Source organism: Pseudomonas sp. LABIM340, assembly GCF_040017195.2.
GTDB lineage: Bacteria > Pseudomonadota > Gammaproteobacteria > Pseudomonadales > Pseudomonadaceae > Pseudomonas.
On record NZ_CM200227.1, the window covers coordinates 534,108 to 560,091 of the forward strand.

Sequence of the window (25,984 nt, forward strand, 5' to 3'; positions counted from 1 at the left end):
CGCGGCGGCGCCGGCGAATGTGCGTAACGATGCTGTTACGGGGCTGTGGATAACGCCACGCCAGCGGAGTCGACCTGTAGGAGCGGGCCATGCCCGCGATCGCGCCCATGGGGCGCTCCTACAGGGAGCGGCGTCGTCAGAACAGCCGCAGCGGCTCCTCATCCAGCGCTGCCAGCTGCTCGCGCAGCACAAGCACCTGTTCGCCCCAGTAACGCTCGGTGCCGAACCAGGGGAAGCTCGGCGGGAACGCCGGATCGTCCCAGCGCCGCGCCAGCCACGCGCTGTAGTGCATCAGGCGCAGGGCGCGCAGGCCTTCGATCAGCGGCAGTTCGCGCGGGTCGAAGTCGTGGAATTCCTGGTAGCCGTCGACCAGTTCCGAGAGCTGCCCGAGGCGCTCCTGGCGCTCGCCGGCGAGCATCATCCACAGGTCCTGCACCGCTGGGCCCATGCGGCAGTCGTCGAGGTCGACGACGTGGAAGGTCTCGTCGCGGCACAGCAGGTTGCCGGGGTGGCAATCGCCGTGCATGCGGATGGGCGTGTACTTCGTCCGGGCGTAGAGGGCGTCGACCTTCTTCAGCAGGTCGCGGGCCACGGATTCGTACGCCGGCAGCAGGCTCTTGGGAATGAAGTTGCCTTCCAGCAGGGTGGCCAGGGACTGGTGGCCGAAGTTCTGCGGGGTCAGCGCCTCGCGGTGCTCGAACGGGCGGTTGGCGCCCACGGCGTGCAGGCGACCGAGCAACTGGCCGAGGCGATAGAGCTGGTCGAGGTTGCCCGGCTCCGGCGCGCGGCCGCCGCGGCGGGGGAACAGGGTGAAGCGAAAGCCCGCGTGCTCGAAGAGGGTCTGGCCCTCGTGCACCAGCGGTGCCACCACCGGGACTTCGCATTCGGCCAGCTCGGCGGAGAAGGCGTGCTCCTCGAGGATCGCCTCGGTGGTCCAGCGGCCGGGGCGGTAGAACTTGGCGATCAGCGGCTCGCTGTCCTCGATGCCCACCTGGTAGACGCGGTTCTCGTAGCTGTTGAGCGCGAGTACGCGGGCGTCGCTGAGAAAACCGATGCTTTCCACCGCATCCAGCACCAGGTCGGGGGTGAGATCGGAGAAGGGATGGGACATGGCGACGTTCCGGCAATGGTAAAGCTGCCTAGTTTACCCAGTCCGCCCCCTTTGGGTGCGCAGTCGCCTCAGCGGTCGGCGCAGTGCTTGCGCAGATAGGTGACGAAGTCCGTGGCCAGCGCCCGGCGTTCGCCCTTCACCAGGGTCAGTTTCTGCATCGTGCGGACCTTGCACTTGACCGGCTGGGCCTGGGTGTCCGCGTGGTGCAGAGGGGTCAGCAGCAGATCGTAGGGCGTGCCCTGGCGGACCTGTTCGGCAAGTTCGCTTTCCTCGCCGCCGATCAGCAGCACCTTGTTGTGGGTGTCGAACTGGTACTGGTCGACCACGGGTTCGAGTATTGGCATCAGCTCTTCGCTGGCGCCGATTCGCAGCACGTCGGGGCCGGCGTGGCTGGCGAAGGGCAGGAAGAGCAGGGTGAGAAGCAGCAGTGGGCGGCGCATGGTGGGAGCTCCGGTGGGCCAAGGTTCCGCCCGGCCCGGGCGGAACTCTGTCGGCTATTGGAGCGCGGCGCAGCGCCGCCGGGCTTGATATGAGGCAGGGAAACCCTTGTGGCCGGTTACAGGGGCGTGCCGAGGATCACCTGCGCCGGGGAGAACTGCGCGCGCACCGCCGAACCCGCTTGCAGGCCGAGGATCTCGATGCGCTCCGGGTCGGTCAGGGCGCAGAGCATCTGCCCGCTGGGCAGTTGGATGCGCACTTCGCTGGGGCCGTCTTCGGCTTCGCGGATGTCATCGACGTGGCCTTCCAGCGCGTTCAGGCCTTCCGGGCAGGGAATGTGCGGCAGGTCGACGTAGAGCCAGCCGGCCTTCATCAGCGCCACCACCGGCACGCCGTCGGCCAGTTCCAGCTTCTCGGTGCTCTCGCGGGTGACCCGCGCCTGGATGCGCGAGCCGCCGGGCAGTTCGATGCACACCAGGTCGTTGAGGCCGGACGGCTCCACCGAGCAGACGCGCCCGTGAAGCTGGTTGCGCGCACTGGTGCGCATCATCAGGCGGCCGATCAGTTCGAGGTCGGCCTGGTGCTCGACGTGCTCGACTATGTGTTCTCGCAGGGCCTCCAGGCGCTGGTAGAGCGCCAGCAGGCGTTCGCCCTCGGCAGTCAGGCGCGCGCCGCCGCCGCCCTTGCCGCCGACGCTGCGTTCCACCAGCGGCCGGTCGGAGAGGTTGTTCAGTTCATCGATGGCGTCCCAGGCGGTCTTGTAGCTCATCCCCGCGGCCTTGGCGGCGTGGGTGATCGAGCCGAGCTGGGCGATCTGCGCCAGCAGGGCGATGCGCTGCGGGCGGCGGGTAACGTGTTGGGTCAACAGGCTGAGGGTGGTCATGGTTTCGCGGGTACTTATTGGTATGCGACGAGGCTCCGTTGCTGGCGTGCAAAACGCAAGGGGCAGATGTCGGGAATGTGGCCGAACGGTCGTCTACTCCGGGGCCGGCGTGCGCGCCAGGCAGTAGACGTCGACCCGCCGCGCACCGGCACGGCGCAACAGGCGGGCGATGCGCTCGGCGGTGGCGCCGGTGGTCAGCACATCGTCCACCAGCGCCAGGTGCAGGCCTTCGACCACTGCGCCGTCGGCCAGGGCGAAGGCGCTGCGCAGGTTGCGTTTGCGGGTGGCGGCGTCCAGCCCTTGCTGGGCCGGGGTGTCCTGCGTGCGGCGGACCAGGCGGTTATCCACAGGCAGCCCCAGCGGCGCGGCCAGCCAGTCCGCCAGCAGTTGCGCCTGGTTGAAGCCGCGCTGCCGCTCGCGCCGGCGCGACAGCGGCACCGGGATCAGCCGGTCCGGGCGCGGCAATCCTTCATCAAAGGCATGCAGCAGGTGGCGCTCGAGCAACTGGCCGAGCAACCGCCCGAGCGGAGCATTGGCCTGGTGCTTGAAGCGGGTGACCAGCGCATCGACGGGGAAGCCGTAGCGCAGCGGTGTCTCGACCCGGTGAAAAGCCGGAGCGCGGCGCAGACACTGGCCGCAGGTCAGTCCGGAAGCTGGGAGGGGAAGGGCGCAGACCGAGCAGTGCCCGGCGAGCCACGGCAGGTCATCGTCGCAGCCGGCGCAGAGGGGCAGGGCGGCCTGTTCCGCCGCTCCGCCGCAAAGAAGACATTGCACGCGAGGGCGCCACCAGACGGGGCGCCATTGAGATATCCACATTCAGCCCCTCCATGGGCGGGGCGTTCAGGGGTGAGCGGCTCAATGGATCAGCCAGCTCAATACCACCAGGCCCAGCACCGTCCAGATCAGCCCGCCGAAGATCGAGCGCCGCAGGAAGGCGCGGATGCCACTGTAGAGCAGCAGCAGGCCGATGAAGAGCAGGACGAAGCTGAAGATCGAGACGTCGATTCCCACAGCCCGCGCCAGGCCGTGGAAGAAATCGTCCATGGCGCGCCACAGGCCACCGAGCACGCCCGACAGCAGATCGACGATGAAGCGGATGGCCTTGCCGACCATCTGGCCAAGGCCGTCGAAGAATCCTTCTGTTCCCATCTGGGGTCTGACTCCTGAATGTTCTGCCTGATTGGAGCGGCAACGGGCCGGATCGGTTCAGCCGCAGCTGCAACGAGATCGGCGTGATTGATCAACAAATGGTCACTTGTCGACCTGTGTCGCGAGAGTGGTTGACAGCGTCACAGCTCCACATATGATGCCTTGAGCCTGATTTCCCCGGTGGCGCGCCGCCGGGGCACCCTAGACAAGAGGCGCCCCCAAGCGTCGAAGGACTTTGCCGATGAGTGCCACCGCAGCCCAAGTAATCCGCCACGACTGGACCCTTGCCGAAGTCCGCGCCCTGTTCGAGCAGCCCTTCAACGACCTGCTGTTCCAGGCGCAGAGCATGCACCGCGCGCATTTCGACCCGAACCGCGTCCAGGTTTCCACCCTGCTGTCGATCAAGACCGGCGCCTGCCCGGAAGACTGCAAATATTGCCCGCAGTCCGGCCACTACAACACCGGCCTGGACAAGGAAAAACTGATGGAAGTGCAGAAGGTGCTGCAGGCCGCGGCTGAAGCCAAGGCTATCGGCTCCACCCGCTTCTGCATGGGCGCCGCCTGGAAGCATCCGTCGGCGAAAGACATGCCCTACGTGCTGGAAATGGTGAAGGGCGTGAAGAAGCTCGGCCTGGAAACCTGCATGACCCTGGGCAAGCTGACCCAGGAGCAGACCCAGTCGCTGGCCGAAGCGGGCCTGGACTACTACAACCACAACCTCGATACCTCGCCGGAGTTCTACGGCAACATCATCACCACCCGCACCTACAGCGAGCGCCTGCAGACCCTGGCGTACGTCCGCGAAGCGGGGATGAAGATCTGCTCCGGCGGCATCCTCGGCATGGGCGAGTCGGTGGACGACCGCGCCGGCCTGCTGATCCAGCTGGCCAACCTGCCCGAGCACCCGGAATCGGTACCGATCAACATGCTGGTGAAGGTGAAGGGCACGCCGCTGGCCGAGGAGAAGGACGTCGATCCGTTCGACTTCATCCGCACCCTGGCGGTGGCCCGCCTCATGATGCCGAAGTCCCACGTGCGCCTGTCCGCCGGCCGCGAGCAGATGAACGAGCAGATGCAGGCCCTGGCCTTCATGGCCGGCGCCAACTCGATCTTCTACGGCGAGAAGCTGCTGACCACCACCAACCCGCAGGCCGAGAAGGACATGCAGCTGTTCGCACGTCTGGGCATCAAGCCCGAGGAGCGCGAGGAGCACGCCGACGAGGTGCACCAGGCCGCCATCGAGCAGGCGCTGGTGGAACAACGCGACTCCCAGCTGTTCTATAACGCGGCTTCGGCCTGATAGAGCCGCTCTTTCTTATGTAGGAGCGAGCTTGCTCGCGAACCGCCCGGCGCCGAAGTGGTCGGGAAGACTGTTCGTGAGCAAGCTCGCCCCTACAGGTCCTCGCCTCACAGGACCACCGCCGACACGGGGTTGCGTATGCCTTTCGATCTCGCCACCCGCCTGGCCCAGCGCCAGGCGGAGGACCTCTACCGCCGCCGTCCGCTGCTGGAATCGCCGCAGGGGCCGGAAGTGGTCATCGACGGCCAGCCGATGCTGGCCTTCTGTTCCAACGATTACCTGGGCCTGGCCAATCACCCCGAGGTGATTGCCGCGATGCGCGCCGGCGCCGAACGCTGGGGCGTCGGTGGTGGCGCTTCGCATCTGGTCAACGGCCACTGCGGCCCGCACCACGAGCTGGAGCTGGCGCTCGCCGAGTTCACCGGCCGCCCGCGCGCGTTGCTGTTCTCCACCGGCTACATGGCCAACCTCGGCACCGTCACCGCCCTCGTCGGGAAAGGCGACAGTGTGCTGGAGGACCGCCTCAACCACGCCTCGCTGCTGGATGCCGGCTTGCTTTCCGGTGCGCGCTTCTCGCGTTACCTGCACAACGACGCCGCCAGCCTTGCTTCCCGTCTGGAGAAGGCCGAGGGCAACACGCTGGTGGTCACCGACGGCGTATTCAGCATGGACGGCGACCTGGCCGACCTGCCCGCGCTCTGCGCCAGGGCCAGGGAGAAGGGCGCCTGGGTGATGGTCGATGATGCCCACGGCTTCGGCCCGCTGGGTGCGACCGGCGGCGGCATCGTCGAGCACTTCGGCTTGGGGTTGGATGACGTGCCCGTGCTGGTCGGCACCCTCGGCAAGGCCTTCGGCACCGCTGGCGCCTTCGTCGCCGGCAGCGAGGAGCTGATCGAGACGCTGATCCAGTTCGCCCGCCCCTACATCTACACCACCAGCCAGCCGCCCGCCGTGGCCTGCGCCACGCTGAAAAGCCTGGAGCTGCTGCGCGCCGAGAGCTGGCGCCGCGATCACCTGAATGCGCTGATCGCACGCTTCCGCGCCGGCGCCGAGGCCATCGGTCTGAGCCTGATGGACAGCCCGACGCCGATCCAGCCGATCCTCATCGGCGGCAGCGCCCAGGCCATGGCGTTGTCGGCGGAGCTGCGCCATCGCGGCATCCTCGTCGGCGCGATCCGACCGCCCACGGTACCAGCCGGCACCGCGCGCCTGCGCGTGACCCTGTCCGCCTCGCACACCGAGGCGCAGGTCGACCGCCTGCTGGTGGCGCTCGCCGAAAGCTGGCAGCGCGTGTCGTCTAGCCTTCTGGCAGAGATCGATGCCGAGGAGGGCGATGATGCGTGACCAACTGATCCTGCTGCCGGGCTGGGGCCTGGGCAGTGCGCCGCTGGAGCCGCTGCGCGATGCGCTGCTGGAACAGGCGCCACATTTGAATGTGCAGATCGAGCCGCTGCCGGCGGATACCGATCCGAATGCCTGGCTCGACGAACTGGACGACAACGTCGCTCACGACGCCTGGATCGCCGGCTGGTCGCTGGGCGGCATGCTGGGCGCCGAGCTGGCGGCGCGCCGTGGCGAATCCTGCCGGGGGCTGGTGACCATCGCCAGCAACCTCTGCTTCCGCCGCCGCGAGGACTGGCCGGACGCCATGGCCAACGAAGTCTTCGAGGACTTCTTCGAAGCCTTTCTGCTGGAGCCGCACCTGGTGCGCAAGCGCTTCACCATGTTGGTGAGCCAGGGCGCCCGCGATCCGCGCACCCTTGCACGCCAGTTGCAGGTGGCGCTGCCGCAATTGAATGCCGAAGGTCTGACCGCCGGCCTGCAACTGCTGGGACAGCTCGATACCCGCGCCGCCCTCGGTCGCTATCCCGGCCCGCAGTTGCACCTGTTCGCCGCCAACGATGCGCTGGTCCCTGCCAGCGCTGCCGACGCCCTGCTGGAATGGCTGCCGGACGTCGAAGTCAGCCTGTTGCCCGGCGCCAGCCACGGCCTGCCGCTGGAGCAGCCGGACGAAGTGGCTGGCGCCATCCTGAAGTTCATCCACGAGGGCGACGATGCCTGATTGCAGTACCAGCGCGCTGCCCGACAAACGCCAGGTAGCCGCCTCCTTCTCCCGCGCCGCGGCGACCTACGACGCGGTGGCCGAACTGCAGCGCGCCGTCGGTAACCGCCTGCTGGAGCTGCTGCCGGAGCAGATCACGCCGCAGCGCTGGATCGACCTGGGCAGCGGCACCGGTTATTTCACCCGCTCCCTGGCGGCGCGTTATCCGCAGGCACAGGGCCTGTCCGTTGATATCGCCGAGGGCATGCTGCGCCACGCCCGCGAGCAGGGCGGTGCGCAGCACTTCATCGGCGGCGATGCCGAGCGGCTGCCGTTGCGCGATGGTGCCACCGACCTGCTGTTTTCCAGCCTGGCGATCCAGTGGTGCGGGGACTTGCCGGCGGTGCTGGACGAGGCGCGCCGCGTGCTGCGTCCTGGCGGCGTCGCGGCGTTCAGCAGCCTGTGCATCGGCACGCTGGGCGAGCTGCGACAGAGCTGGGAAGCGGTGGACGGCTTCGTCCACGTGAACCGCTTCCGCGCCTTCGAGCAGTACCAGCAGCACTGCGCGGGCAGCGGCCTGCAAGTGCTGGAGCTGCGTACCGAGGACCGCGTCCTGCACTTCCCCGACCTGCGCAGCCTGACCCACGAACTCAAGGCGCTCGGCGCGCATAACCTTAACCCCGGCCGGCCCGATGGCCTCACCGGGCGCGAGCGGGTGCGCGCTCTGATCGCCGCCTACGAGCGCTTCCGCCAGCCCCTGGGGCTGCCGGCAACCTACCGGGTGGTCTACGCCGTCCTGCGCAAGAACTGAATCCGGCAAGAGCACCAGAGGAAAGCCATGTCCCACGCCTACTTCGTCACCGGCACCGACACCGAAATCGGTAAGACCACCATCGCCTCCGGCCTGCTGCATGCGGCGCGGCTGGCCGGGTTGTCCACGGCGGCGGCCAAGCCGGTGGCTTCCGGCTGCGAGCGCAGTCCCGAGGGTCTGCGCAATTCCGATGCGCTGGCACTGCTGGGTGAATGCAGCGTGCCGCTGGCCTACGAACAGGTGAACCCCTTCGCCTTCGAGCCGGCCATTGCGCCGCACCTCGCTGCTCGCGAGAAGGGCGTGAAGCTGACAGTCGGAGCGCTCAAGGGGCCGGTCCGTTCGGTGCTGGAACTGGGTGCCGATTTCACCCTGGTGGAAGGCGCCGGAGGTTGGCGCGTGCCGCTGGCGGGGGAGGAGAACCTTTCCGACCTGGCCATCGCCCTGGAACTGCCGGTGATCCTCGTCGTCGGCGTGCGCCTGGGGTGCATCAACCATGCGGTGCTCAGCGCCGAGGCGATCCAGCGTGACGGCCTGGTGCTGGCCGGTTGGGTGGCGAACATCGTCGATCCGACGACCTCCCGTCTGGAAGAAAACCTCGCGACCCTCGCCGAACGCCTGCCCGCGCCCTGCATCGGACGCGTGCCACGCCTGGCCCGCGCGACTCCGGCGGCAGTGGCGGCGCACCTGGACCTGGGCATCCTGGATTTGTAACCGGGCCTTGGCCTGGCAGACTCCGTCTGCTTGAATAGTGGCCACTTGCTGCTTTTTGCTGTGGAGGCGTGTCGATGGAAATCTCCGGTAATGCTTTCTCTGCGGGCCTGTATGGCGTGCAGAACGGCCAGCGCCGCGTCGACCGCGCCAGCACCGACATCGCCACTGCCGGCAGCGCGCCCAGTGAAGTGCTCAACGACCGCCTGGTCGACCTGCGCCGCGGCGAGCACGAGGTGAAGGCCAACGCCAAGGTCATCCAGGCCGCCGACGAAACGCTCGGCACCCTCATCGATATCCGCGCCTGACCGCGACCCTATCCCAACCCTGAATTCCTCCGCGCGGCCGGCTGTCCTTGTGACACGCCGGCCGCTCTGCCATGGGCTTTAATTAGCCTCAGGACGTCGCTGCGAATACACCCTGCGGACAGCCCTGCGAGCGTGACCAGGCGGTCGGTTTGCACGCTTGACAAGGGTATGGCGTAAACGTATGTTTCAAACGCCTGTTTGACTGTCCGGATGCGTGCGCGCACCGACTGGGCGGCCGGGAATGCTCCCGCACTGCGACCGCAGCTATCGGTCGCCCATTAACCAGAACCCTTCGTAGAGGTTTACCGCTATGCCTGATTACAAGGCCCCCTTGCGTGATATCCGTTTCGTTCGCGACGAGCTGCTGGGCTACGAAGCGCACTACCAGAACCTGCCGGGCGCCGAAGACGCCACCCCGGACATGGTCAATGCCATCCTCGAAGAGGGTGCGAAATTCTGCGAACAGGTAATCGCTCCGCTGAACCGCACTGGCGACCTGGAAGGCTGCAAATGGAGCCCGGAAGGCGTCAAGACTCCGACCGGCTTCAAAGAGGCCTACCAGCAGTTCGTCGAAGGCGGCTGGCCGAGCCTGGCCCATGACGTCGAGCACGGCGGTCAGGGTCTGCCCGAATCCCTCGGTCTGGCCATCAGCGAAATGGTCGGTCAGGCCAACTGGTCCTGGGGCATGTACCCGGGCCTGTCCCACGGCGCCATGAACACCCTGCACGCCCACGGTACTCCGGAGCAGCAGCACGCCTACCTGACCAAGCTGGTTTCCGGTGAGTGGACCGGCACCATGTGCCTGACCGAGCCGCATTGCGGCACCGACCTGGGCATGCTGCGCACCAAGGCCGAGCCGCAGGCTGACGGCACCTACAAGATCACTGGCACCAAGATCTTCATCTCCGCTGGCGAACACGACATGGCCGACAACATCGTCCACATCGTGCTGGCCCGCCTGCCCGACGCCCCGCAGGGCACCAAGGGCATCTCGCTGTTCATCGTGCCGAAGTTCCTGCCCAACGCCGAAGGCAACGTGGGCGAGCGCAACGCCGTTTCCTGTGGCTCCATCGAGCACAAGATGGGCATCCACGGCAACGCCACCTGCGTGATGAACTTCGACGCCGCCACCGGCTTCCTGATCGGCCCGCCGAACAAGGGCCTGAACTGCATGTTCACCTTCATGAACACCGCTCGCCTGGGTACCGCGCTGCAAGGCCTGGCCCACGCCGAAATCGGTTTCCAGGGTGGCATCGCCTACGCTCGCGAGCGTCTGCAGATGCGTTCGCTGACCGGCCCGAAAGCTCCGGAAAAAGCCGCTGACCCGATCATCGTGCACCCGGACGTACGCCGCATGCTGCTGACCGCCAAGGCTTTCGCCGAAGGCAACCGCGCCATGCTGTACTTCGCTGCCAAGCAGGTCGACATCGTCCAGCGCAGCCAGGACGAAGAAGAGAAGAAAGCCGCTGACGCGATGCTGGCCTTCCTCACTCCGATCGCCAAGGCGTTCATGACCGAAGTGGGCTTCGAAGCCGCCAACCATGGCGTGCAGATCTATGGCGGCCACGGCTTCATCGCCGAGCACGGCATGGAACAGAACGTCCGCGACAGCCGTATCTCCATGCTGTACGAAGGCACCACCGGCGTTCAGGCGCTGGACCTGCTGGGCCGCAAGATCCTCATGACCCAGGGCGAAGCGCTCAAGGGCTTCACCAAGATCGTGCACAAGTTCTGCCAGGCCAACGAAGCCAACGAAGCCGTGAAAGAGTTCGTTGCACCGCTGGCCGCGCTGAACAAGGAGTGGGGCGACCTGACCATGAAGGTCGGCATGGCTGCCATGAAGGACCGCGAGGAAGTCGGCGCCGCATCGGTCGATTACCTGATGTTCTCCGGCTACGCGTGCCTCGCCTACTTCTGGGCCGACATGGCTCGCCTGGCTGCCGAGAAGCTGGCTGCCGGTACCAGCGAAGAGGCCTTCTACCAGGCCAAGCTGAAGACCGCGCGCTTCTACTTCCAGCGCATCCTGCCGCGCACCCGCGCCCACGTTGGCTCCATGCTGTCCGGCGCCAACAACCTGATGGACCTGGCCGAGGAAGATTTCGCCCTCGGTTACTGATCAGCGCCCGTAACGGACGGTTCGCCGTCCGTCTGCTGAACAGCAGGAAGCCCGCCGCAAGGCGGGCTTTTTCGTATCCGAATCCACACAAAACGCCGCAGAAAATGCCATCATTACGCCACTTGCCGATCGACTGACGGCGAGCCCGGCACCCACTCTGCGGAACCCTTTGTGCGACCCACGGCCCCTTACCGGATCAGCCATTTCCTCACGCCCCTGTTGCTGATTCCGGCCGGCATCGCCGCCGGCTCCCTGGGCGAACTGTCTGACTTCTTCATCTCCCTGTTCAACGTCCTGCCGACCCTGCTGCTCCTGCTCGGCGGCGCGCTGTGCATGGTTTATGGCCGCCAGCGCCAGCTGTTCATGCTGACGGTGGTGTACATCGCCTATTTCCTGCTCGATACCCAGGTCGACTATTTCCAGGCGCACCGCGTGGTGATGCCGGAGGCGGCGCTGGTGTTCCACCTGTGTTGCGTGCTGCTGCCGCTGCTCTACGGCCTGTACGGCATCTGGCAGGAGCGCATGCACATGCTGCAGGACCTGCTCGCCCGCAGCGCCGCGCTGGTCGCCGTGGCCGGGGTGGCGACAGCACTGGCCAAGCGCTTCCCACAGGGGCTGGCGGAGCTGCTCAGCGACACCTACTGGCCGGCTTTGCACGGCCACTGGATGAGCCTGGCGCAGCTGTCCTACTTCGGTTTCCTCATGGCCTTCATCGCCCTGGTCGCCGCCTACGTGCGCCAGCCACGCCCGCTGCACGCCGCGCAGTTGCTGGGCCTGCTCGGGCTGCTGTGGATGCTGCCCAAGGTGTTCATCCTGCCCCACGCGCTGACCGTGATGACCAGCCTGGTGATGCTCACCCTGGCCGGCGCGGTGGCCCACGAGGCGTACCAGATGGCCTTCCGCGACGAACTCACCGGCCTGCCCGGACGCCGCGCGCTGAACGAGCGCTTCCAGCGCCTGGGCCAGCAGTACGTGCTGGCGATGATCGACGTGGACCACTTCAAGAAATTCAACGACAGCCACGGCCACGACGTCGGCGACCAGGTGCTGCGCATGGTCGCCAGCCAGTTGCGTCGTACCGGTGGCGGCGGCAAGGCGTACCGCTATGGCGGCGAGGAATTCACCGTGGTCTTCGCCGGCAAGACCGTGGAGCAGTGCCTGCCTCACCTCGATGGCGTGCGCCAGGCCATCGAGGGTTACGCCATGCACCTGCGCGACCGTGGCAACCGCCCCAAGGACGACCGCCAGGGCCGCGGCAAGCGCGCCGGCAAGGAGGCGCAGACGGTCTCGGTGACCATCAGCGTCGGCGTCGCCGAGCGCGACGGCGAGCGGCGCAGCCCGGAAGAAGTCATCAAGGGCGCCGACGAGGCGCTGTATTCGGCCAAGAGCGGCGGGCGCAACCGTGTGGCCGTGCATGGGCAGTCGCGTCGCGGAGCGGTACGTACCGCCTGAGCGGCCTGCGTTATGACCGCGCATTCAGCGCGTGCAGCGTGATTGTCCGCATCGTGACAGGCCGTTAGGTTCGAGTTATCCGCGCCAAGCTGGCGCCCTGAACCGAACGGAGATTCGCGATGCCCGAGTACAAGGCCCCCCTGCGCGACGTGCGCTTCCTCACCGACGAAGTCTTCGACTTCACCGGCCGCTACGAAGCCCTCGGCGCCACCGACGCCACCCCGGACATGTTCGCCGCCATCCTCGAGGAAGGCGCGAAGTTCTGCGAGCAGGTCATCGCCCCGCTGAACCGCTCCGGCGACGAGGAAGGCTGCCACTTCGACAACGGTGTGGTGACCACGCCCAAGGGCTTCAAGGAAGCCTTCGCGCAGTACGTCGAGGCTGGCTGGAACGGCGTTTCCAGCGATCCGGAATTCGGTGGCCAGGGGCTGCCGCCGTCCCTCGGCCTGCTGGTCAGCGAGATGATCGGCGCATCCAACTGCTCCTGGGGCATGTATCCCGGCCTGACCAAGGGGGCCATGGCCGCCATCCACGCCCACGGCACGCAGGAGCAGAAGGACACCTACCTGCCGCGCATGACCAGCGCGGTCTGGACTGGCACCATGTGCCTCACCGAGCCGCACTGCGGCACGGACCTGGGCATCATCAAGACCCGCGCCGTGCCCAACGCGGACGGCAGCTACGCGATCACCGGCACCAAGATCTTCATCTCCGCCGGTGAGCACGACCTGAGCGAGAACATCATTCACCTGGTCCTGGCCAAGCTGCCCGACGCGCCGGCCGGCACCAAGGGCATCTCGCTGTTCATCGTGCCGAAATTCAACCTCGACGCGAACGGCGAGGCCGGCGAACGCAATGCCGTCGCCTGCGGCTCCATCGAACACAAGATGGGCATCAAGGCTTCCGCCACCTGCGTGATGAACTTCGACGGCGCCCGCGGCTTCCTCATCGGCGAAGCCAACAAGGGCTTGGCCTGCATGTTCACCATGATGAACCACGCGCGCCTGGGCACCGGCATGCAGGGGCTCTGCCTCGGCGAGACCAGCTACCAGGGCGCCGTGCGCTACGCCCAGGATCGCCTGCAGATGCGTTCGCTGACCGGCCCGAAAGCGCCGGAGAAGCCCGCCGACCCGATCATCGTCCACCCGGACGTGCGCCGCATGCTGCTGACCATGAAGGCGTTCAACGAAGGCAACCGCGCGCTGGCCTACTTCACCGCGCAACTGCTGGACATCGAGCACCTCTCCCAGGACGCCGAAGAGCGCGAACGCGCCGGCAGCCTGCTGGCCTTCCTCACCCCGATCTGCAAGGCCTTCATGACCGAGACCGGCCTGGAAGTCACCAACATCGGCATGCAGGTGTTCGGCGGCCACGGCTTCATCCGCGAGTGGGGCATGGAGCAGCTGGTGCGCGACTGCCGCATCGCGCCGATCTACGAGGGCACCAACGGCATCCAGGCGCTGGACCTGCTGGGCCGCAAGGTCCTTGGTAGCCAGGGCAAGCTGCTGATGGGCTTCACCAAACTCGTGCACCAACTCTGCCAGCAGCACGCCGAGCACCCGCAACTGAAGGCGCAGGTTGCCCAGCTGGCGACGCTGAACAAGCAGTGGGGCGAGCTCACCCAGAAGGTCGGCATGGCGGCCATGAAGAACCCGGACGAAGTCGGCGCGGCCTCGGTCGACTACCTGATGTTCTCCGGCTACGTCACCCTCGGTTACTTCTGGCTGCGCATGGCGCTCGTCGCCCAGCAGAAGCTGGAGCAGGGCGCCAGCGAGGCGGCTTACTACCAGACCAAGCTGGCCACCGCCGAGTTCTACTTCAGCCGCCTGCTGCCGCGCGCGCAGGCTCATGTGGCGGCGGCGGAAGCCGGCTCCGAGGTGCTGATGCGCCTGTCGGCAGAGCAGTTCGCCCTGTAATCCTCGTGCCAGACAAGGAGGCCCGCCCCGCGCGGGCCTTCTCGTTTTTCGCTACATATTGTGACCAATCTATAGTTGTGCGGTCACAACATGACGCTTAAAGTCTGAAAAGTTGTTGGAGTAAACTCCGGCGGCGTACCTTCGTGTACCTCCTATTCTGATACCGCTGGCTGCCAGATCAGCCGTCGTTTTCGTTCGAGGATCCATCATGGCTGACTACAAAGCTCCCCTGCGCGACATGCAATTCGTCCTCAATGAAGTCTTCGAGGTCGCCAACCTGTGGGCCGAACTGCCCGCCCTGGCCGAGACCGTCGACGTCGAGACCGCCGCCGCGATCCTCGAAGAGGCCGGCAAGGTCACCGGCGGTGTGATCGCCCCGCTGAACCGCAGCGGCGACGAAGAAGGCTGCAGCTGGAGCGCCGAGGGCGTGAAGACTCCGGCCGGCTTCCCCGAGGCCTACCGTACCTACGCCGAAGGCGGCTGGGTGGGCGTGGGCGGCGCGCCGGAATTCGGCGGCATGGGCATGCCCAAGGTGATCGGCGCCCAGGTCGAGGAAATGGTCAACTCGGCCAACTTGTCCTTCGGCCTGTACCCGATGCTGACCGCCGGCGCCTGCCTGTCGCTGCTCAACCACGCCAGCGAAGAACTCAAGGCCAAGTACCTGCCGAGCATGTACGCCGGCACCTGGGCCGGTTCCATGTGCCTGACCGAGCCGCACGCCGGCACTGACCTGGGCATCATCCGCACCAAGGCCGAACCGCAGGCCGACGGCAGCTTCAAGATTTCCGGCACCAAGATCTTCATCACCGGCGGCGAGCACGACCTCACCGAGAACATCATCCACCTGGTCCTGGCCAAGCTCCCCGACGCGCCGGCCGGCTCCAAGGGCATCTCGCTGTTCCTGGTGCCGAAGGTGATGGTCAACGCAGACGGCTCCCTGGCCGAGCGCAACGCCGTGTCCTGTGGCTCCATCGAGCACAAGATGGGCATCAAGGGCTCCGCAACCTGCGTGATGAACTTCGACGGCGCCACCGGCTGGATCGTCGATGCGCCGAACAAGGGCCTGGCCGCCATGTTCACCATGATGAACTACGAGCGCCTGGGCGTTGGCATCCAGGGCCTGGCCACTGGCGAGCGCTCCTACCAGAGCGCCGTGGAATACGCCCGCGAGCGTATCCAGAGCCGCGCGCCGACCGGCCCGGTCGCCAAGGACAAGGCCGCCGACCCGATCATCGTTCACCCGGACGTGCGTCGCATGCTGCTGACCATGAAGGCGCTGAACGAAGGCGGCCGCGCCTTCTCCAGCTACGTCGCCATGCAGCTGGACACCGCCAAGTACAGTGAAGAACCGACCACCCGCAAGCGCGCCGAGGAACTGGTTGCCCTGCTGACTCCGGTGGCCAAGGCCTTCCTCACCGACATGGGCCTGGAAACCACTATCCACGGCCAGCAGATCTTCGGCGGCCACGGCTTCATCCGCGAATGGGGCCAGGAGCAGCTGGTGCGCGACTGCCGCATCACCCAGATCTACGAAGGCACCAACGGCATCCAGGCGCTGGACCTGATGGGCCGCAAGATCGTCGGCAGCGGCGGCGCCTACTGCAAGCTGTTCACCGACGAGATCCGCGCCTTCACCGCCTCGGCCTCCGCCGAACTGGCCGAATTCACCGGCCCGCTGAACGCCGCCGTGCAGAACCTGGACGAGCTGACCGCCTGGGTCCTGGACCGCGCCAAGGGCAACCCGAACGAAATCGGCGCCGCCTCGGTCGAGTACCTGCATGCCTTCGGCTACACCGCCTACGCGTACATGTGGGCCCTGATGGCTCGTGCTTCGCTGGGCAAGGAAGGCCAGGACGAGTTCTATGTCAGCAAGCTCGGCACCGCGCGCTTCTACTTCGCCCGCCTGTTGCCGCGCATTCACTCGCTGAGTGCCTCGGTGAAGGCCGGCAGCGAGTCGCTCTACCTGCTGGACGCCGCTCAGTTCTAAGCGGCTGATCCGAAAAGCCCCGCTCCGGCGGGGCTTTTTTATGGGGATATTTCCTTTCCGAAGGACGCTAGTACGAATCCGTGTAAGCCAAAGCTTACAAACAGCGGTGGTGATCGGCGTCTTTCTGACAAAGGCTTACGGCGGTAACCTTCTCCTCAGTCAGGACATTGCGCAGGAAGCGCCAAAGACAACACGGAAATATAGGGATTCCACCACGGATGGTGGCCTGCATGGACGTCAGGATATCGGTCTGCAAAACCCCGCTTCGCAAGAAGCGGGGTTTTTTCTTGCCTGCGATTACCCGTAGGGCGAATAACGCGCCAGCGTTATCCGCCGCTGGGCTGGATGGCGGATAACCTGTTCCAGGTTATGCGCCCTACGTAGATGCTCCGTGTGGGGCTGTGGCCGCATGGGTATCGCTGCGCTCCACCCATCCTGCATCCCGTGACGGAATAACCATCGAGCACAAACGTAGGATGGCGTGGAGCGCAGCGATACCCATCAGCGATGTTGGGCATCACACCGCCCCATCCAGCAACGACCGCAACAGCTCCACCGTCGGCTGCTGCCGCTGCGCATCGCGATAGACCAGCCCCACGCTCAGCGGAATGCGCGGTTCGCTCAATGGCTTCCAGAGCAGGTCCTTGTGCGCGTGCATCTGCCGCGCCCGCCCCGGCAGTACGGTGGCAAAACGGCTCTGCGGCAGGCTGTCGAGGATGCCGCCCATGTGGTTCAGCTCCGCCTGCACCCGTGGCCGCCGGCCGATGGCCGCCAGTTGTTCCTGCCAGATCTGCCGGGCACGGAATTCCTCGCCGAGCAGCAGCATCGGCAGTTCCGCCGCCTGGGCCAGCGAGACCTTCTTGAAGTCCTTCAGCGGATGCTCCGCCGGGATCACCAACTGCAACTCGTCCGGGTACAGCTCCACGCCATGCAGCGCCGGCTGGCGCGGAGGCAGGAAGCCGATGCCGATGTCCAGCTGGCCGATCAGCAGGCGGCGTTCGATCTCCACCCCGGAGAGTTCGTAGATGCGCACCTGCACGTGCGGCTGCGCAGCGTGCAGGCGTTCCACCAGGTGCGGCACCAGGCTCGCGTTGACCGTCTGCAGCACGCCGATGGCCAGGCTGCGCGCACTCTGCCCACGGAAACCCCGCAGCGCTTCGCGGGCGCGCTCCAGGCCTTCGAGCAGCGGCACCGCATGGTTGTATAGCGTGTGCGCGGCGGCGGTGGGCAGCAGGCGCTTGCCGCTGCGCTGGAACAGCGCCACGTCTAGATTCTGCTCCAGCTGGCGGATCTGCTGCGACAGCGCCGGCTGGGAAATTGCCAGGCGTTCGGCCGCGCGCCCGACATGGCCTTCCTCGTAGAGCGCGACGAAATAGCGGAGCTGGCGGAAATCCATAAGGTCTGCTTATCAACGAAACTGGAAAATCGAAATGGATAGTCAGCTATCCAGGCCTCTACTCTAGCGCTTGTCCGCTGTCTCAGATGGGTAGACAAAGGTGGAAAGCATCGTTATCCAGGGCGTTTTCATAGGCAAAGTCGAAGAGAGCTGGGGCGGTTTGCTCAGCGAAATCGACAGGCTGGAAACGCATCAGGAAGTCTGGCTCGGCACCGAAGGGCTGCCGGGGGACGCCCGGCCCGACCTGCGCCGCGACGGCGGCCTGGACCGCGCGCTGCACCACTACCCGGCCGAGCACTACCGCCACTGGCGCAAGCTTTACCCGCAGACGCGCTGGCGACCGCCGGCCTTCGGCGAAAACCTCTCGACCTTCGGCCTCAATGAGCAGGAGGTCTGCATCGGCGACCTGTTCCGCTGGGGCGAAGCGCTGATCGAAGTGAGCCAGCCGCGCTCACCCAGCTACCGCCTGGCGCGGCGCTGGAATCTCCCCGAGCTGCCGCAGCAAGTGCAGGAGCAGGGGCGCTGCGGCTGGTTCTACCGGGTGCGCCGTTCCGGCATGGTCGCCCCCGACGCGCCGCTGGAGCTGGTGCAGCGGCACTACCCGCAGCTCAGCGTGGCGAGCCTGCTGGACTGGTACTTCGGCCACCCGCTGGAACGTACCGGACTGCGCCTGATGATGGCCTGCGACGCGCTCTCACTGCGCTGGCGCAAGACCGCCGCGCAACGCCTCACCAGTGGCGTGCTGGAAGACTGGACGGCCCGCCTGGCGGGCCCCGAATGTTCGGAGCAGGGCGGCCTGCAGAGCTGAGCCGCACTGTTTCGCAAATGCCCTCGCGCCCGCCCCCGGACGTCGTCTTGGTCCTGCGGGGCGGCTTTTATTGCCGCCGCCGAGCCTGTCACAGGGCTCGGCGGCGTTGTCATGCCGACGTAACACCGCGTTCCTAACCTTCCGCCGATAGCTTCTACTGACAACCCGAGCCGTCAGAAAGACGGCCGCGCGGAAGGAACCATCTGATGAGCGAGCGTTTCCAGGATTTCCACGACCGACTGGCCGCCTTCGACGACGAGTCGATCAACCCCTCCGGCAACGTGCCGATGAGCGAGATCATCGACGCCTCGCGCCGCCGCCTGCTGAAGAACAGCCTGGTGCTGGGCGCCGTCGGCTTCCTCGGCGGCAGCCTGTTCCCCGGCCGTTCGCTGTTCGCCGCCGACGCCCCGGTGCCCACCGCGCTGCTGGGCTTCAAGGGCGTGCCGGTGCAGCAGGACCCGAAATTCGACCGGGTGATAGTCGCCGAGGGCTACAGCGCGCGGCCGTTCTTCTCCTGGGGCGACGCCGTGGTAAGCGGCTCGCCGGCCTGGAAAGGCGATGCCAGCGAGGACTGGAAAGCCCAGGAACTGCAGGCCGGCGACAACCATGACGGCATGCACTACTTCCCCTTCCCCGACGCGCCGGACAGCCACGGCCTGCTGGTGATCAACCACGAGTACATCAACCCGACGCTGCACCCCAAGGGCCAGACCTTCGAGGACCGCCCGGATGGTTCGCGCGGCCGCCCGGAAGGCGAGGTGCGCAAGGAAATCGCCGCCCATGGCCTGAGCGTGATCGAGGTGAAGAAGGACGCCGGCGGCCAATGGCAGCGCGTCGAGGGCTCGAGCTACAACCGCCGCATCACCGGCAGTTCGCCGCTGGACCTGTCCGGCCCGCTGGCTGGCCACGACATGCTGCGCACCGTCAGCGACCCGGACGCGAAACAGGTACTCGGCACCCTGAACAACTGCTCCATGGGCGTCACGCCCTGGGGCACCTACCTGGCCTGCGAAGAGAACTGGCACCAGTACTTCGTCAACCGCGACAAGGCCGACTACGCCAAGCGCGTTTCGCACAAGCGCTACGGCCTGTCCAACGGCCAGTTCAGCAACTACTACGCCTGGGAAGCGGTGGATGCGCGCTTCGACGCCACGCCGAAAGCCGACCAGCCCCACGGCGGCCACGTCAACGAACCGAACCGCTTCGGCTGGGTGGTGGAGATCGACCCGTTCGATCCGACCTCCACGCCGAAGAAGCGCACCGCAGTGGGCCGCTTCTGCCGCGAGTGCTCGACCCTCTCACTGGGCGCCGACAACCGCATGGCGTTCTATTACGGCGACGACACCAAGGGCGAGTACATCTACAAGTTCGTCCCGGCCGGCAAATATGACGCGAACAACCGCGCGGCGAACGTCGACCTGCTGGACGAAGGCACGCTCTATGTCGCGCGCTTCAATGCCGATGGCAGCGGCCAGTGGCTGCCGCTGGTGCATGGGCAGAATGGCCTGACCGCCGAGAACGGCTTTGCCAGCCAGGCCGAGGTGCTGGTCAACGCCCGCGCCGCCGCCGACAAGCTGGGCGCCACGCCCATGGACCGGCCTGAGTGGGTCGCCGTGCAGCAGACCACCCGCGAGGTCTACGTCAGCCTCACCAACAACGATGCCCGCGGCAAGAAGCAGCCGGTGGACGCCGCCAACCCGCGCAAGGAAAACCTGCACGGGCAGATCCTGCGCTGGAACGAAGCCGGCGGCGATCCGACCGCCACCAGCTTCCAGTGGGAAATCTTCCTGCTGGCCGGCGAGCACAAGGGCGCCAGCGCGCCGGAGAACCTGATCGGCACCATCAACGGCGACATTTTCTCCTCGCCGGATGGCCTGTACTTCGATACCGCCGGCCGCCTGTGGATCGAGACCGACTATGACGACGCCGAAGCGCCGATGCAGGCCATGGGCTGCAACCAGTTGCTCTGCGCCGACCCGCAAAGCCGTGAAGTACGCCGCTTCCTGGTCGGCCCGCGCGGCTGCGAGCTGACCGGCATCACCCAGACCCCGGACGGCAAGACGCTGTGGGTGAACATCCAGCACCCGACGCTGAGCTTCCCGGCCAGCGACGGCAAGAGCATCCCGCGTTCCACGACGCTGGTGATCACCAAGGATGATGGCGGTGTGATCGGTACGTGATGGCCGTGTAGGAGCGGGCCATGCCCGCGAACCGGCCGGTAGGCCGGATTCTGCCCCTGCGCCGGCCTGAAAGGCATGGCGCGGGGCTGGTCGCGGGCACGGCCCGCTCCTACAGAGGGATTCCGGAGCGGGGGCTTAAAGCTCGACCTCACCTCCGGCCAGTGCGCACAGCTCGGTGAAATCGAGGATCTCCGTCTCCCGGCCGTCCACCCGGATCAGCCCGTGCTTCTGCAGGCGGGTGAAGCTGCGCGACACCGTCTCCACCGCCAGCCCCAGGTAATCGCCGATCTCGTTGCGCGACATGCTCAGGCGGAAGCGCGTGGCGGAGAAGCCGCGCTCGCGGAAGTGCGCGGAAATGTTCAGCAGGAAGGCGGCGATGCGCGAGTCGGAGTTCAACCGCGAGAGCAGCAGCTTCATCTGCTGATCCTCGCGGATCTTGCGGCTCATCATCAGCATGATCTGGTGCGACAGCCCCGGAATCTGCAGCGACAGTTCCTCCAGCTGGCTGAACGGAATCTCGCTGCACAGCGTGCTTTCCAGCGCCTGCGCCGACACCGGATAGCTGCCTTCGCCCATGCCGGAGAAGCCGAAGATCTCGGTGGCGAAGTAGAAGCCGGTGATCTTCTCCAGCCCCTGTTCATTGGTGGTGAAAGTCTTGATCGAACCGGAGCGCACCAGGTACACGCTGTGGAACGGGTCGCCCTGGCGGAACACGAAGTCCCCTTTGTGCAGCAGGTGCCCCGGCTTGATGATCGCCTCGAGCTCCATGACCTTGTCGTCACTCAGGGTCGGCGGCGCCAGCCGGCAGTTCTTGCAGTACGGTTGCGGTTTGATCATCTGATTCATCCATATCCCCATGCGCCGGCCAATTGCGCGCAGTCAAGCGGTCTTCGGGCGCATCGCCCCCACGTAAAACCATAGCAACTGAGCGTGATCTGTCATCCGTCGGCCGCCGCAGAAGCGAAATTGGCCAATGGATTTTTCATACCGGCTTGACCCTTTCTTCACCGCGCCGCCCTCAGTCTCCACGACCATGCGCCAGGGGGTTATCGGGGGAGACCGCCAACTCCGGGGTGCAGCGACGCGCTTTGTCAGCAAGGGCGCGCGTCGATCCCGCTCATTTCCGGAGACAAACCCGTGAACAATAAACTGCCACAGATCACCCTGGCCTTCTGGGTGATGAAGATTTGCGCCACCACCCTGGGGGAAACCGCCGGCGACCTGCTGTCGATGACCCTCAACGTCGGCTATGCGATCAGCTCGCTGATCCTCATCAGCCTGTTCCTCGTCACCCTGGTTGGCCAGCTCGCCAGCAAGCGCTACGTGCCCTGGCTGTACTGGCTGGTGATCCTTTCCACCAGCACCGCCGGCACCACCATGTCGGACTTCATGGACCGCACGCTGGAGCTTGGCTACGCCACCGGGTCGGCGATCCTCATCAGCATCCTGGCTGCGATCTTCGCGGTCTGGCGCTTCAGCGGCACCTCGCTGTCGGTGGACAACATCCGCACCTTCAAGGGCGAGATGTTCTACTGGATCGCCATCCTCTTCTCCAACACCCTGGGCACCGCGCTGGGCGACTTCCTCGCCGACGACTCCGGCCTGGGCTTCGCCGGCGGCGCGCTGCTGATCGGTAGCCTGATCGCCGTGGTGGTGGCGCTGCACTACTTCACCAAGCTGTCTTCGGTGCTGCTGTTCTGGGTGGCCTTCGTGCTGACCCGTCCGTTCGGCGCGACCCTGGGCGATGTGCTGACCAAGTCCCACGAGAAGGGCGGGCTGGACTTCGGCACCATCGGCTCCTCGGCCATCCTCGCCGCTATCCTGGTGGCGCTGGTGGTGGTGGTCAGCGTGCGGCAGAAGCGCGAGGAGCGGGGCGGCGCAGCGGTGCTGTCGTCCTGATTCGTTAAAACGCTACCCGTCCCGCGAAAGTGATGACGGGCTAGCCTTGTGAAATTTGTTCTGTTATTTTTCATGAAAAATAATCAGAACAATTTCACGAGGTAGCGATGTTCCTGCGTTCGCCCGAACCGGTCGGCACCTACTACGCCGGCGCCAACCCCGAGCTGATCCAGCACCGTGAAGCCCTTCACGAGCCGCTGGAGTGCGAAGTCCTGGTGATCGGTGCCGGTTTCAGCGGCCTGCACACGGCGCTGCAACTGGTCGAAGGTGGCCGCCAGGTCTGCATGATCGAGGCCAGCCGCATCGCCTGGGCTGCCTCCGGACGCAACGGCGGGCAGGCATTGCCGGGCTGGTCCAGCGACCTGGGCCCCATCGAGGACGACCTCGGCCATGAAGGCGCGCTGCGTCTGTGGCAGGGCATGCTCTGGGCCGCCCACGAACTGCGCGACCTGCCGCAACGCCACGGCTTCGACTGTGACTACCGTATCGGCCACCTGTGGACCGCCGTGCTGCAACGCCGGGTCGGCTCGCTCTACGACTGGCAGGCCGAGGCCAATCGCCGCTGGGGCTACGAAGGCCTGCAGTTCATTCCCCGTGAAGACCTCCCGCAGTGGATCGCCAGCGACCGCTACCAGGCCGGGCTGTACGATCCGAACTCCGCGCACCTCAATCCCCTGAAACTGGCCTACGGCCTGGCGGGCGCCATCGAGCGCGCCGGTGGCCGCATCTTCGAGCAGACCCGTGCGCTGAGCTTCCGCGAGACTGGCAGCGGCTATGAGGTCACCACAGAGCATGGCAGCGTGCGCTGCGCCTCCCTGGTGCTGGCCTGCAACGCCTACATCGACGGGCTGGACCGCGACGTCTCCGAACGCATCCTGCCGGTGGGCACCTACCAGGTCGCCACCGCGCCGCTGGGCGAGGAGCTGGCCCGCTCGCTGCTGCCGAAGAACTGCTGCGTCACCGACAACCAGTTCGTCCTCGACTACTTCCGCCTGACCCCCGATCATCGCCTGCTGTTCGGCGGCGGCTGCACCTACCTGGGCGGCATGCCTTCGGACATTCGCGCTGCCACGCGCCCCTATGTCGAGCGGGTGTTCCCGCAGCTCAAGGGTGTGGAGCTGGAATACGCCTGGGGCGGGCACATCGACTGCAGCATGCGGCGCACCCCGGACATCGGCCGGCGCGGCGACCTCTACTGGCTGCAGGGCTATTCCGGCCACGGCGTACTGCCGAGCCTGGCCGCCGCCCACGCCGTGAGCGAAGCCATGTGCGGCCGCAGCGACGAGCTTGACCTCTATCAACGCATCCGCAATCCCGGGTTCCCCGGCGGCCAGCGCTTCGCCGCGCCACTGGAAGCCGTCGGCAAGGCCTGGTATCGATTACGGGATTTCATCTGATCCGGACCCTGACATGACCCAGACGGTTGCCAACGAACACCTTGCCACGCTGATCCGCGACCTGCGCAAGCACAAGAACCTCACCCTGGGCGAGCTGGCCGAGCAGATCGGCCGCTCGGTGGGCTTTCTTTCCCAGGTCGAGCGCGGCCTGTCGCAACCCACCGTCGCCGACCTCACCGCCATCAGCGAAGCCCTGGGCGTACCGACCACCTACTTCTACGCCGGCGACACCCGCCGCGAGCGCGACTGGGTGACCCGGCCGAACGACCGCCGCACCCTGTACTACGCCGGTGGCGTCACTGACATCCTCGCCTCGCCGAACATGTCCGGCGGCTTCTCCATGCTCGACAGCATCCTCGCCCCCGGCGCCACCAGCGGCGAAGGCCACCTGGACGACAGCTCGGAGCAGGGCGGCTTCGTCCTCGAAGGCGAGCTGACCATCTGGTACGAGGACGACACCGTCACCCTCTACCCCAACGACAGTTTCCAGCTGCCGCCGCACAGCCAGTTCCGCTACGGCAACCTCACCGACAAACCAACCAGGGTGCTGTGGATCTTCACCTGATTTCCCAAGCCAGCCCGCGAGGGTTGGCTTGGGAAAACGATCCGGCCGCCCCCGCACAAAGGCCCCAGAGAACATCATGAACCGCCCGATGCATCCCGACCTGCTCAGCGAAGTCCGCGCCTTCCGCCAGCAATACCCGGACATCCGCTACGTCGACCTGATCTGCCTGGACATTCCCGGCCACTTCTACGGCAAGCGCTACCCCGTGGACATGCTGGAAAAAGTCGCCGCCGGCAGCCCGCTGAAACTGCCGCAGAACTGCGTGCTGCTGGGCGTACAGGGCGGCCTGCACCCCATCGGCGACTACTGCTTCAACGACGGCGATCCGGATGCGCCGCGCCGCCTGATCCCCGGCTCGCTCAAGCCGGTGCGCTGGGAGAACCAGCCGCTGGGGCAGATGCTGATCAGCTCCGACGGCACCGAGGCGCCTATCGAATTCGAACCGCGCGAAGTGCTCGCCCGCGTCATGCAGCGCCTGGAGTCCAAGGGCATCCGCCCGGTGGTGGCCTTCGAGCTGGAGTTCTACCTGTTCGACAAGAAGCTGGATGCTGGCCTGCCGCAGTACCCGCGCGACCCGTTGAGCGACGACGAGGACGACCAGCCGAACATGCACATCGAGCGCCTGTCGCGCTTCTCCGATGTGCTCCATGAAATCGTCGAAGCCTCCCGCGAGCAGGGCGTTGACGCCAACGTCATTACCGCCGAGATCGGCCCGGGCCAGTTCGAGATAAACTTCGCCCACTGCGACGACGGCCTGCACGCCGCCGACCAGGCCGCGCTGTTCACCCGCGCCACCCGTGGCGTGGCGCTCAAGCACGGCTACCGCGCCAGCTTCATGAGCAAGCCTTACCTGCATGCGCCGGGCAGCGGCATGCACGTGCACGTCAGCCTGTACGACCGTGACGGCAACAACCTGCTCGACCGCGACAACCAGCAGGCCCTGCGCCACGCCGTGGCCGGCTGCCTGGAACTGCTGCCGCACTGCATGCCGATCTTTGCCGCCAACCATAACGCCTACCGTCGCTACGGCTCCCGCGTGAACGCCGCGAGCAAGGCCAGCTGGGGCTTCGAAGACCGCGATGCGTGCATCCGCATTCCGGAGTCCGATGGCAGGAACCTGCGCATCGAGCACCGCCTGGCCGGCGCCGACGCCAACCCGTACCTGGTGCTCGCGGCGATCCTCACCGGCATGGAGCACGGCCTGGAAACCCGCCAGGAACCGATCCCGCCGCTGAACGAAGACCGCGCCAGCGGCATCGATTTCCCCCGCGACATGCTCGGCGCCGTCGCCGAGATGGAAGACCACCCGGTGGTCAAGGAAGGCCTGGGCAGCGAGTTCGTCTTCGTCTACTGCGAGAACAAGCGCCACGACCACCTGGACTTCATGAACGAAGTCAGCGCGCGGGAGTACCGCTGGTTCCTCTGAGGACCGAGGCTCCCTGTAGGAGCGGGCCATGCCCGCGATCGCGCCCATGGGGCGCTCCTACAGGAGACCTCCGTAGGGCGTACAACCGTTCGC

The 25,984-nt window shown here is 66.3% G+C and carries 23 protein-coding genes; 16 read left to right on the plus strand and 7 right to left on the minus strand.

Annotated features, from left to right (window positions below):
* Positions 1-136: 136 nt before the first annotated feature.
* The 5 genes from srkA to ABKS89_RS02595 all read right to left on the minus strand — a co-directional run bounded on the left by srkA (position 137) and on the right by ABKS89_RS02595 (position 3,581).
* The gene (gene srkA / locus ABKS89_RS02575; protein WP_348589162.1) at positions 137-1,111 is read right to left on the minus strand and encodes an SrkA family protein kinase; all 975 of its coding nucleotides are present in this window, start codon (positions 1,109-1,111) and stop codon (positions 137-139) included.
* 68 nt (positions 1,112-1,179) lie between these two features.
* Positions 1,180-1,551 (minus strand): type 2 periplasmic-binding domain-containing protein, encoded by a 372-nt coding sequence (locus ABKS89_RS02580; RefSeq protein WP_138213041.1) that lies wholly within the window; start codon positions 1,549-1,551, stop codon positions 1,180-1,182.
* Positions 1,552-1,667: 116 nt separating this feature from the next.
* Entirely contained in the window at positions 1,668-2,432 is a 765-nt protein-coding gene (gene modE, locus ABKS89_RS02585) for a molybdenum-dependent transcriptional regulator ModE (RefSeq protein WP_138213040.1), read from the minus strand.
* Between the two features lie 93 nt (positions 2,433-2,525).
* Positions 2,526-3,248, minus strand: coding sequence for a ComFC family protein (locus tag ABKS89_RS02590; RefSeq protein WP_348589161.1), 723 nt, complete (start codon positions 3,246-3,248; stop codon positions 2,526-2,528).
* Between the two features lie 39 nt (positions 3,249-3,287).
* Positions 3,288-3,581, minus strand: coding sequence for a hypothetical protein (locus tag ABKS89_RS02595; protein WP_081519671.1), 294 nt, complete (start codon positions 3,579-3,581; stop codon positions 3,288-3,290).
* A gap of 241 nt (positions 3,582-3,822) precedes the next feature.
* Here ABKS89_RS02595 and bioB point away from each other — a divergent pair, with 241 nt between their 5' ends.
* From bioB to ABKS89_RS02645, 10 genes are all read left to right on the plus strand, one after another.
* Positions 3,823-4,881: a biotin synthase BioB gene (bioB, locus tag ABKS89_RS02600; RefSeq protein WP_348589160.1), complete on the plus strand. Its 1,059-nt coding sequence runs from the start codon at positions 3,823-3,825 to the stop codon at positions 4,879-4,881.
* A 138-nt stretch (positions 4,882-5,019) separates the two neighbouring features.
* Positions 5,020-6,225, plus strand: a complete 1,206-nt coding sequence (gene bioF, locus ABKS89_RS02605) for an 8-amino-7-oxononanoate synthase (RefSeq protein WP_348589159.1) — start codon at positions 5,020-5,022, stop codon at positions 6,223-6,225.
* Positions 6,218-6,943, plus strand: a complete 726-nt coding sequence (locus ABKS89_RS02610; protein WP_138213036.1) for an alpha/beta fold hydrolase — start codon at positions 6,218-6,220, stop codon at positions 6,941-6,943. Before bioF ends, ABKS89_RS02610 begins: the two co-directional genes overlap by 8 nt.
* Complete coding sequence (gene bioC / locus ABKS89_RS02615) at positions 6,936-7,733, plus strand: malonyl-ACP O-methyltransferase BioC (RefSeq protein WP_348589158.1); 798 nt, start codon at positions 6,936-6,938, stop codon at positions 7,731-7,733. Before ABKS89_RS02610 ends, bioC begins: the two co-directional genes overlap by 8 nt.
* A gap of 27 nt (positions 7,734-7,760) precedes the next feature.
* Positions 7,761-8,444, plus strand: coding sequence for a dethiobiotin synthase (bioD, locus tag ABKS89_RS02620; protein ID WP_138213034.1), 684 nt, complete (start codon positions 7,761-7,763; stop codon positions 8,442-8,444).
* Between the two features lie 74 nt (positions 8,445-8,518).
* Entirely contained in the window at positions 8,519-8,749 is a 231-nt protein-coding gene (locus ABKS89_RS02625; RefSeq protein WP_081519677.1) for a hypothetical protein, read from the plus strand.
* Between the two features lie 310 nt (positions 8,750-9,059).
* Positions 9,060-10,865 carry a phenylacyl-CoA dehydrogenase gene (locus ABKS89_RS02630; protein ID WP_081519678.1) on the plus strand — a complete coding sequence of 602 codons (1,806 nt, stop codon included), beginning with the start codon at positions 9,060-9,062 and terminating at the stop codon, positions 10,863-10,865.
* Positions 10,866-11,036: 171 nt separating this feature from the next.
* Positions 11,037-12,317: a GGDEF domain-containing protein gene (locus ABKS89_RS02635; protein WP_348589157.1), complete on the plus strand. Its 1,281-nt coding sequence runs from the start codon at positions 11,037-11,039 to the stop codon at positions 12,315-12,317.
* Positions 12,318-12,436: 119 nt separating this feature from the next.
* Complete coding sequence (locus tag ABKS89_RS02640) at positions 12,437-14,233, plus strand: acyl-CoA dehydrogenase C-terminal domain-containing protein (RefSeq protein WP_348589156.1); 1,797 nt, start codon at positions 12,437-12,439, stop codon at positions 14,231-14,233.
* 208 nt (positions 14,234-14,441) lie between these two features.
* On the plus strand, positions 14,442-16,220 hold the full coding sequence (locus ABKS89_RS02645) for an acyl-CoA dehydrogenase C-terminal domain-containing protein (RefSeq protein ID WP_348589155.1): 1,779 nt from the start codon (positions 14,442-14,444) through the stop codon (positions 16,218-16,220).
* 517 nt (positions 16,221-16,737) lie between these two features.
* On the opposite strand, the gene ABKS89_RS02650 is transcribed toward ABKS89_RS02645, so the two are convergent.
* Positions 16,738-17,616 carry a LysR family transcriptional regulator gene (locus ABKS89_RS02650; RefSeq protein ID WP_081519682.1) on the minus strand — a complete coding sequence of 293 codons (879 nt, stop codon included), beginning with the start codon at positions 17,614-17,616 and terminating at the stop codon, positions 16,738-16,740.
* Between the two features lie 100 nt (positions 17,617-17,716).
* Here ABKS89_RS02650 and ABKS89_RS02655 point away from each other — a divergent pair, with 100 nt between their 5' ends.
* On the plus strand, positions 17,717-18,424 hold the full coding sequence (locus ABKS89_RS02655; RefSeq protein ID WP_348589154.1) for an MOSC domain-containing protein: 708 nt from the start codon (positions 17,717-17,719) through the stop codon (positions 18,422-18,424).
* A 206-nt stretch (positions 18,425-18,630) separates the two neighbouring features.
* Positions 18,631-20,604 carry a PhoX family protein gene (locus ABKS89_RS02660; RefSeq protein ID WP_348589153.1) on the plus strand — a complete coding sequence of 658 codons (1,974 nt, stop codon included), beginning with the start codon at positions 18,631-18,633 and terminating at the stop codon, positions 20,602-20,604.
* Positions 20,605-20,739: 135 nt separating this feature from the next.
* On the opposite strand, the gene fnr is transcribed toward ABKS89_RS02660, so the two are convergent.
* Entirely contained in the window at positions 20,740-21,441 is a 702-nt protein-coding gene (gene fnr, locus ABKS89_RS02665) for a fumarate/nitrate reduction transcriptional regulator Fnr (protein WP_138213028.1), read from the minus strand.
* A 342-nt stretch (positions 21,442-21,783) separates the two neighbouring features.
* Here fnr and ABKS89_RS02670 point away from each other — a divergent pair, with 342 nt between their 5' ends.
* From ABKS89_RS02670 to ABKS89_RS02685, 4 genes are all read left to right on the plus strand, one after another.
* Positions 21,784-22,503 carry a COG4705 family protein gene (locus ABKS89_RS02670; RefSeq protein WP_348589244.1) on the plus strand — a complete coding sequence of 240 codons (720 nt, stop codon included), beginning with the start codon at positions 21,784-21,786 and terminating at the stop codon, positions 22,501-22,503.
* A gap of 107 nt (positions 22,504-22,610) precedes the next feature.
* Entirely contained in the window at positions 22,611-23,900 is a 1,290-nt protein-coding gene (locus ABKS89_RS02675) for an NAD(P)/FAD-dependent oxidoreductase (protein WP_138213027.1), read from the plus strand.
* A gap of 13 nt (positions 23,901-23,913) precedes the next feature.
* Positions 23,914-24,465, plus strand: a complete 552-nt coding sequence (locus tag ABKS89_RS02680; protein ID WP_138213026.1) for a helix-turn-helix domain-containing protein — start codon at positions 23,914-23,916, stop codon at positions 24,463-24,465.
* Positions 24,466-24,541: 76 nt separating this feature from the next.
* Complete coding sequence (locus ABKS89_RS02685; RefSeq protein ID WP_081520811.1) at positions 24,542-25,891, plus strand: glutamine synthetase family protein; 1,350 nt, start codon at positions 24,542-24,544, stop codon at positions 25,889-25,891.
* Positions 25,892-25,984 lie beyond the last annotated feature (93 nt).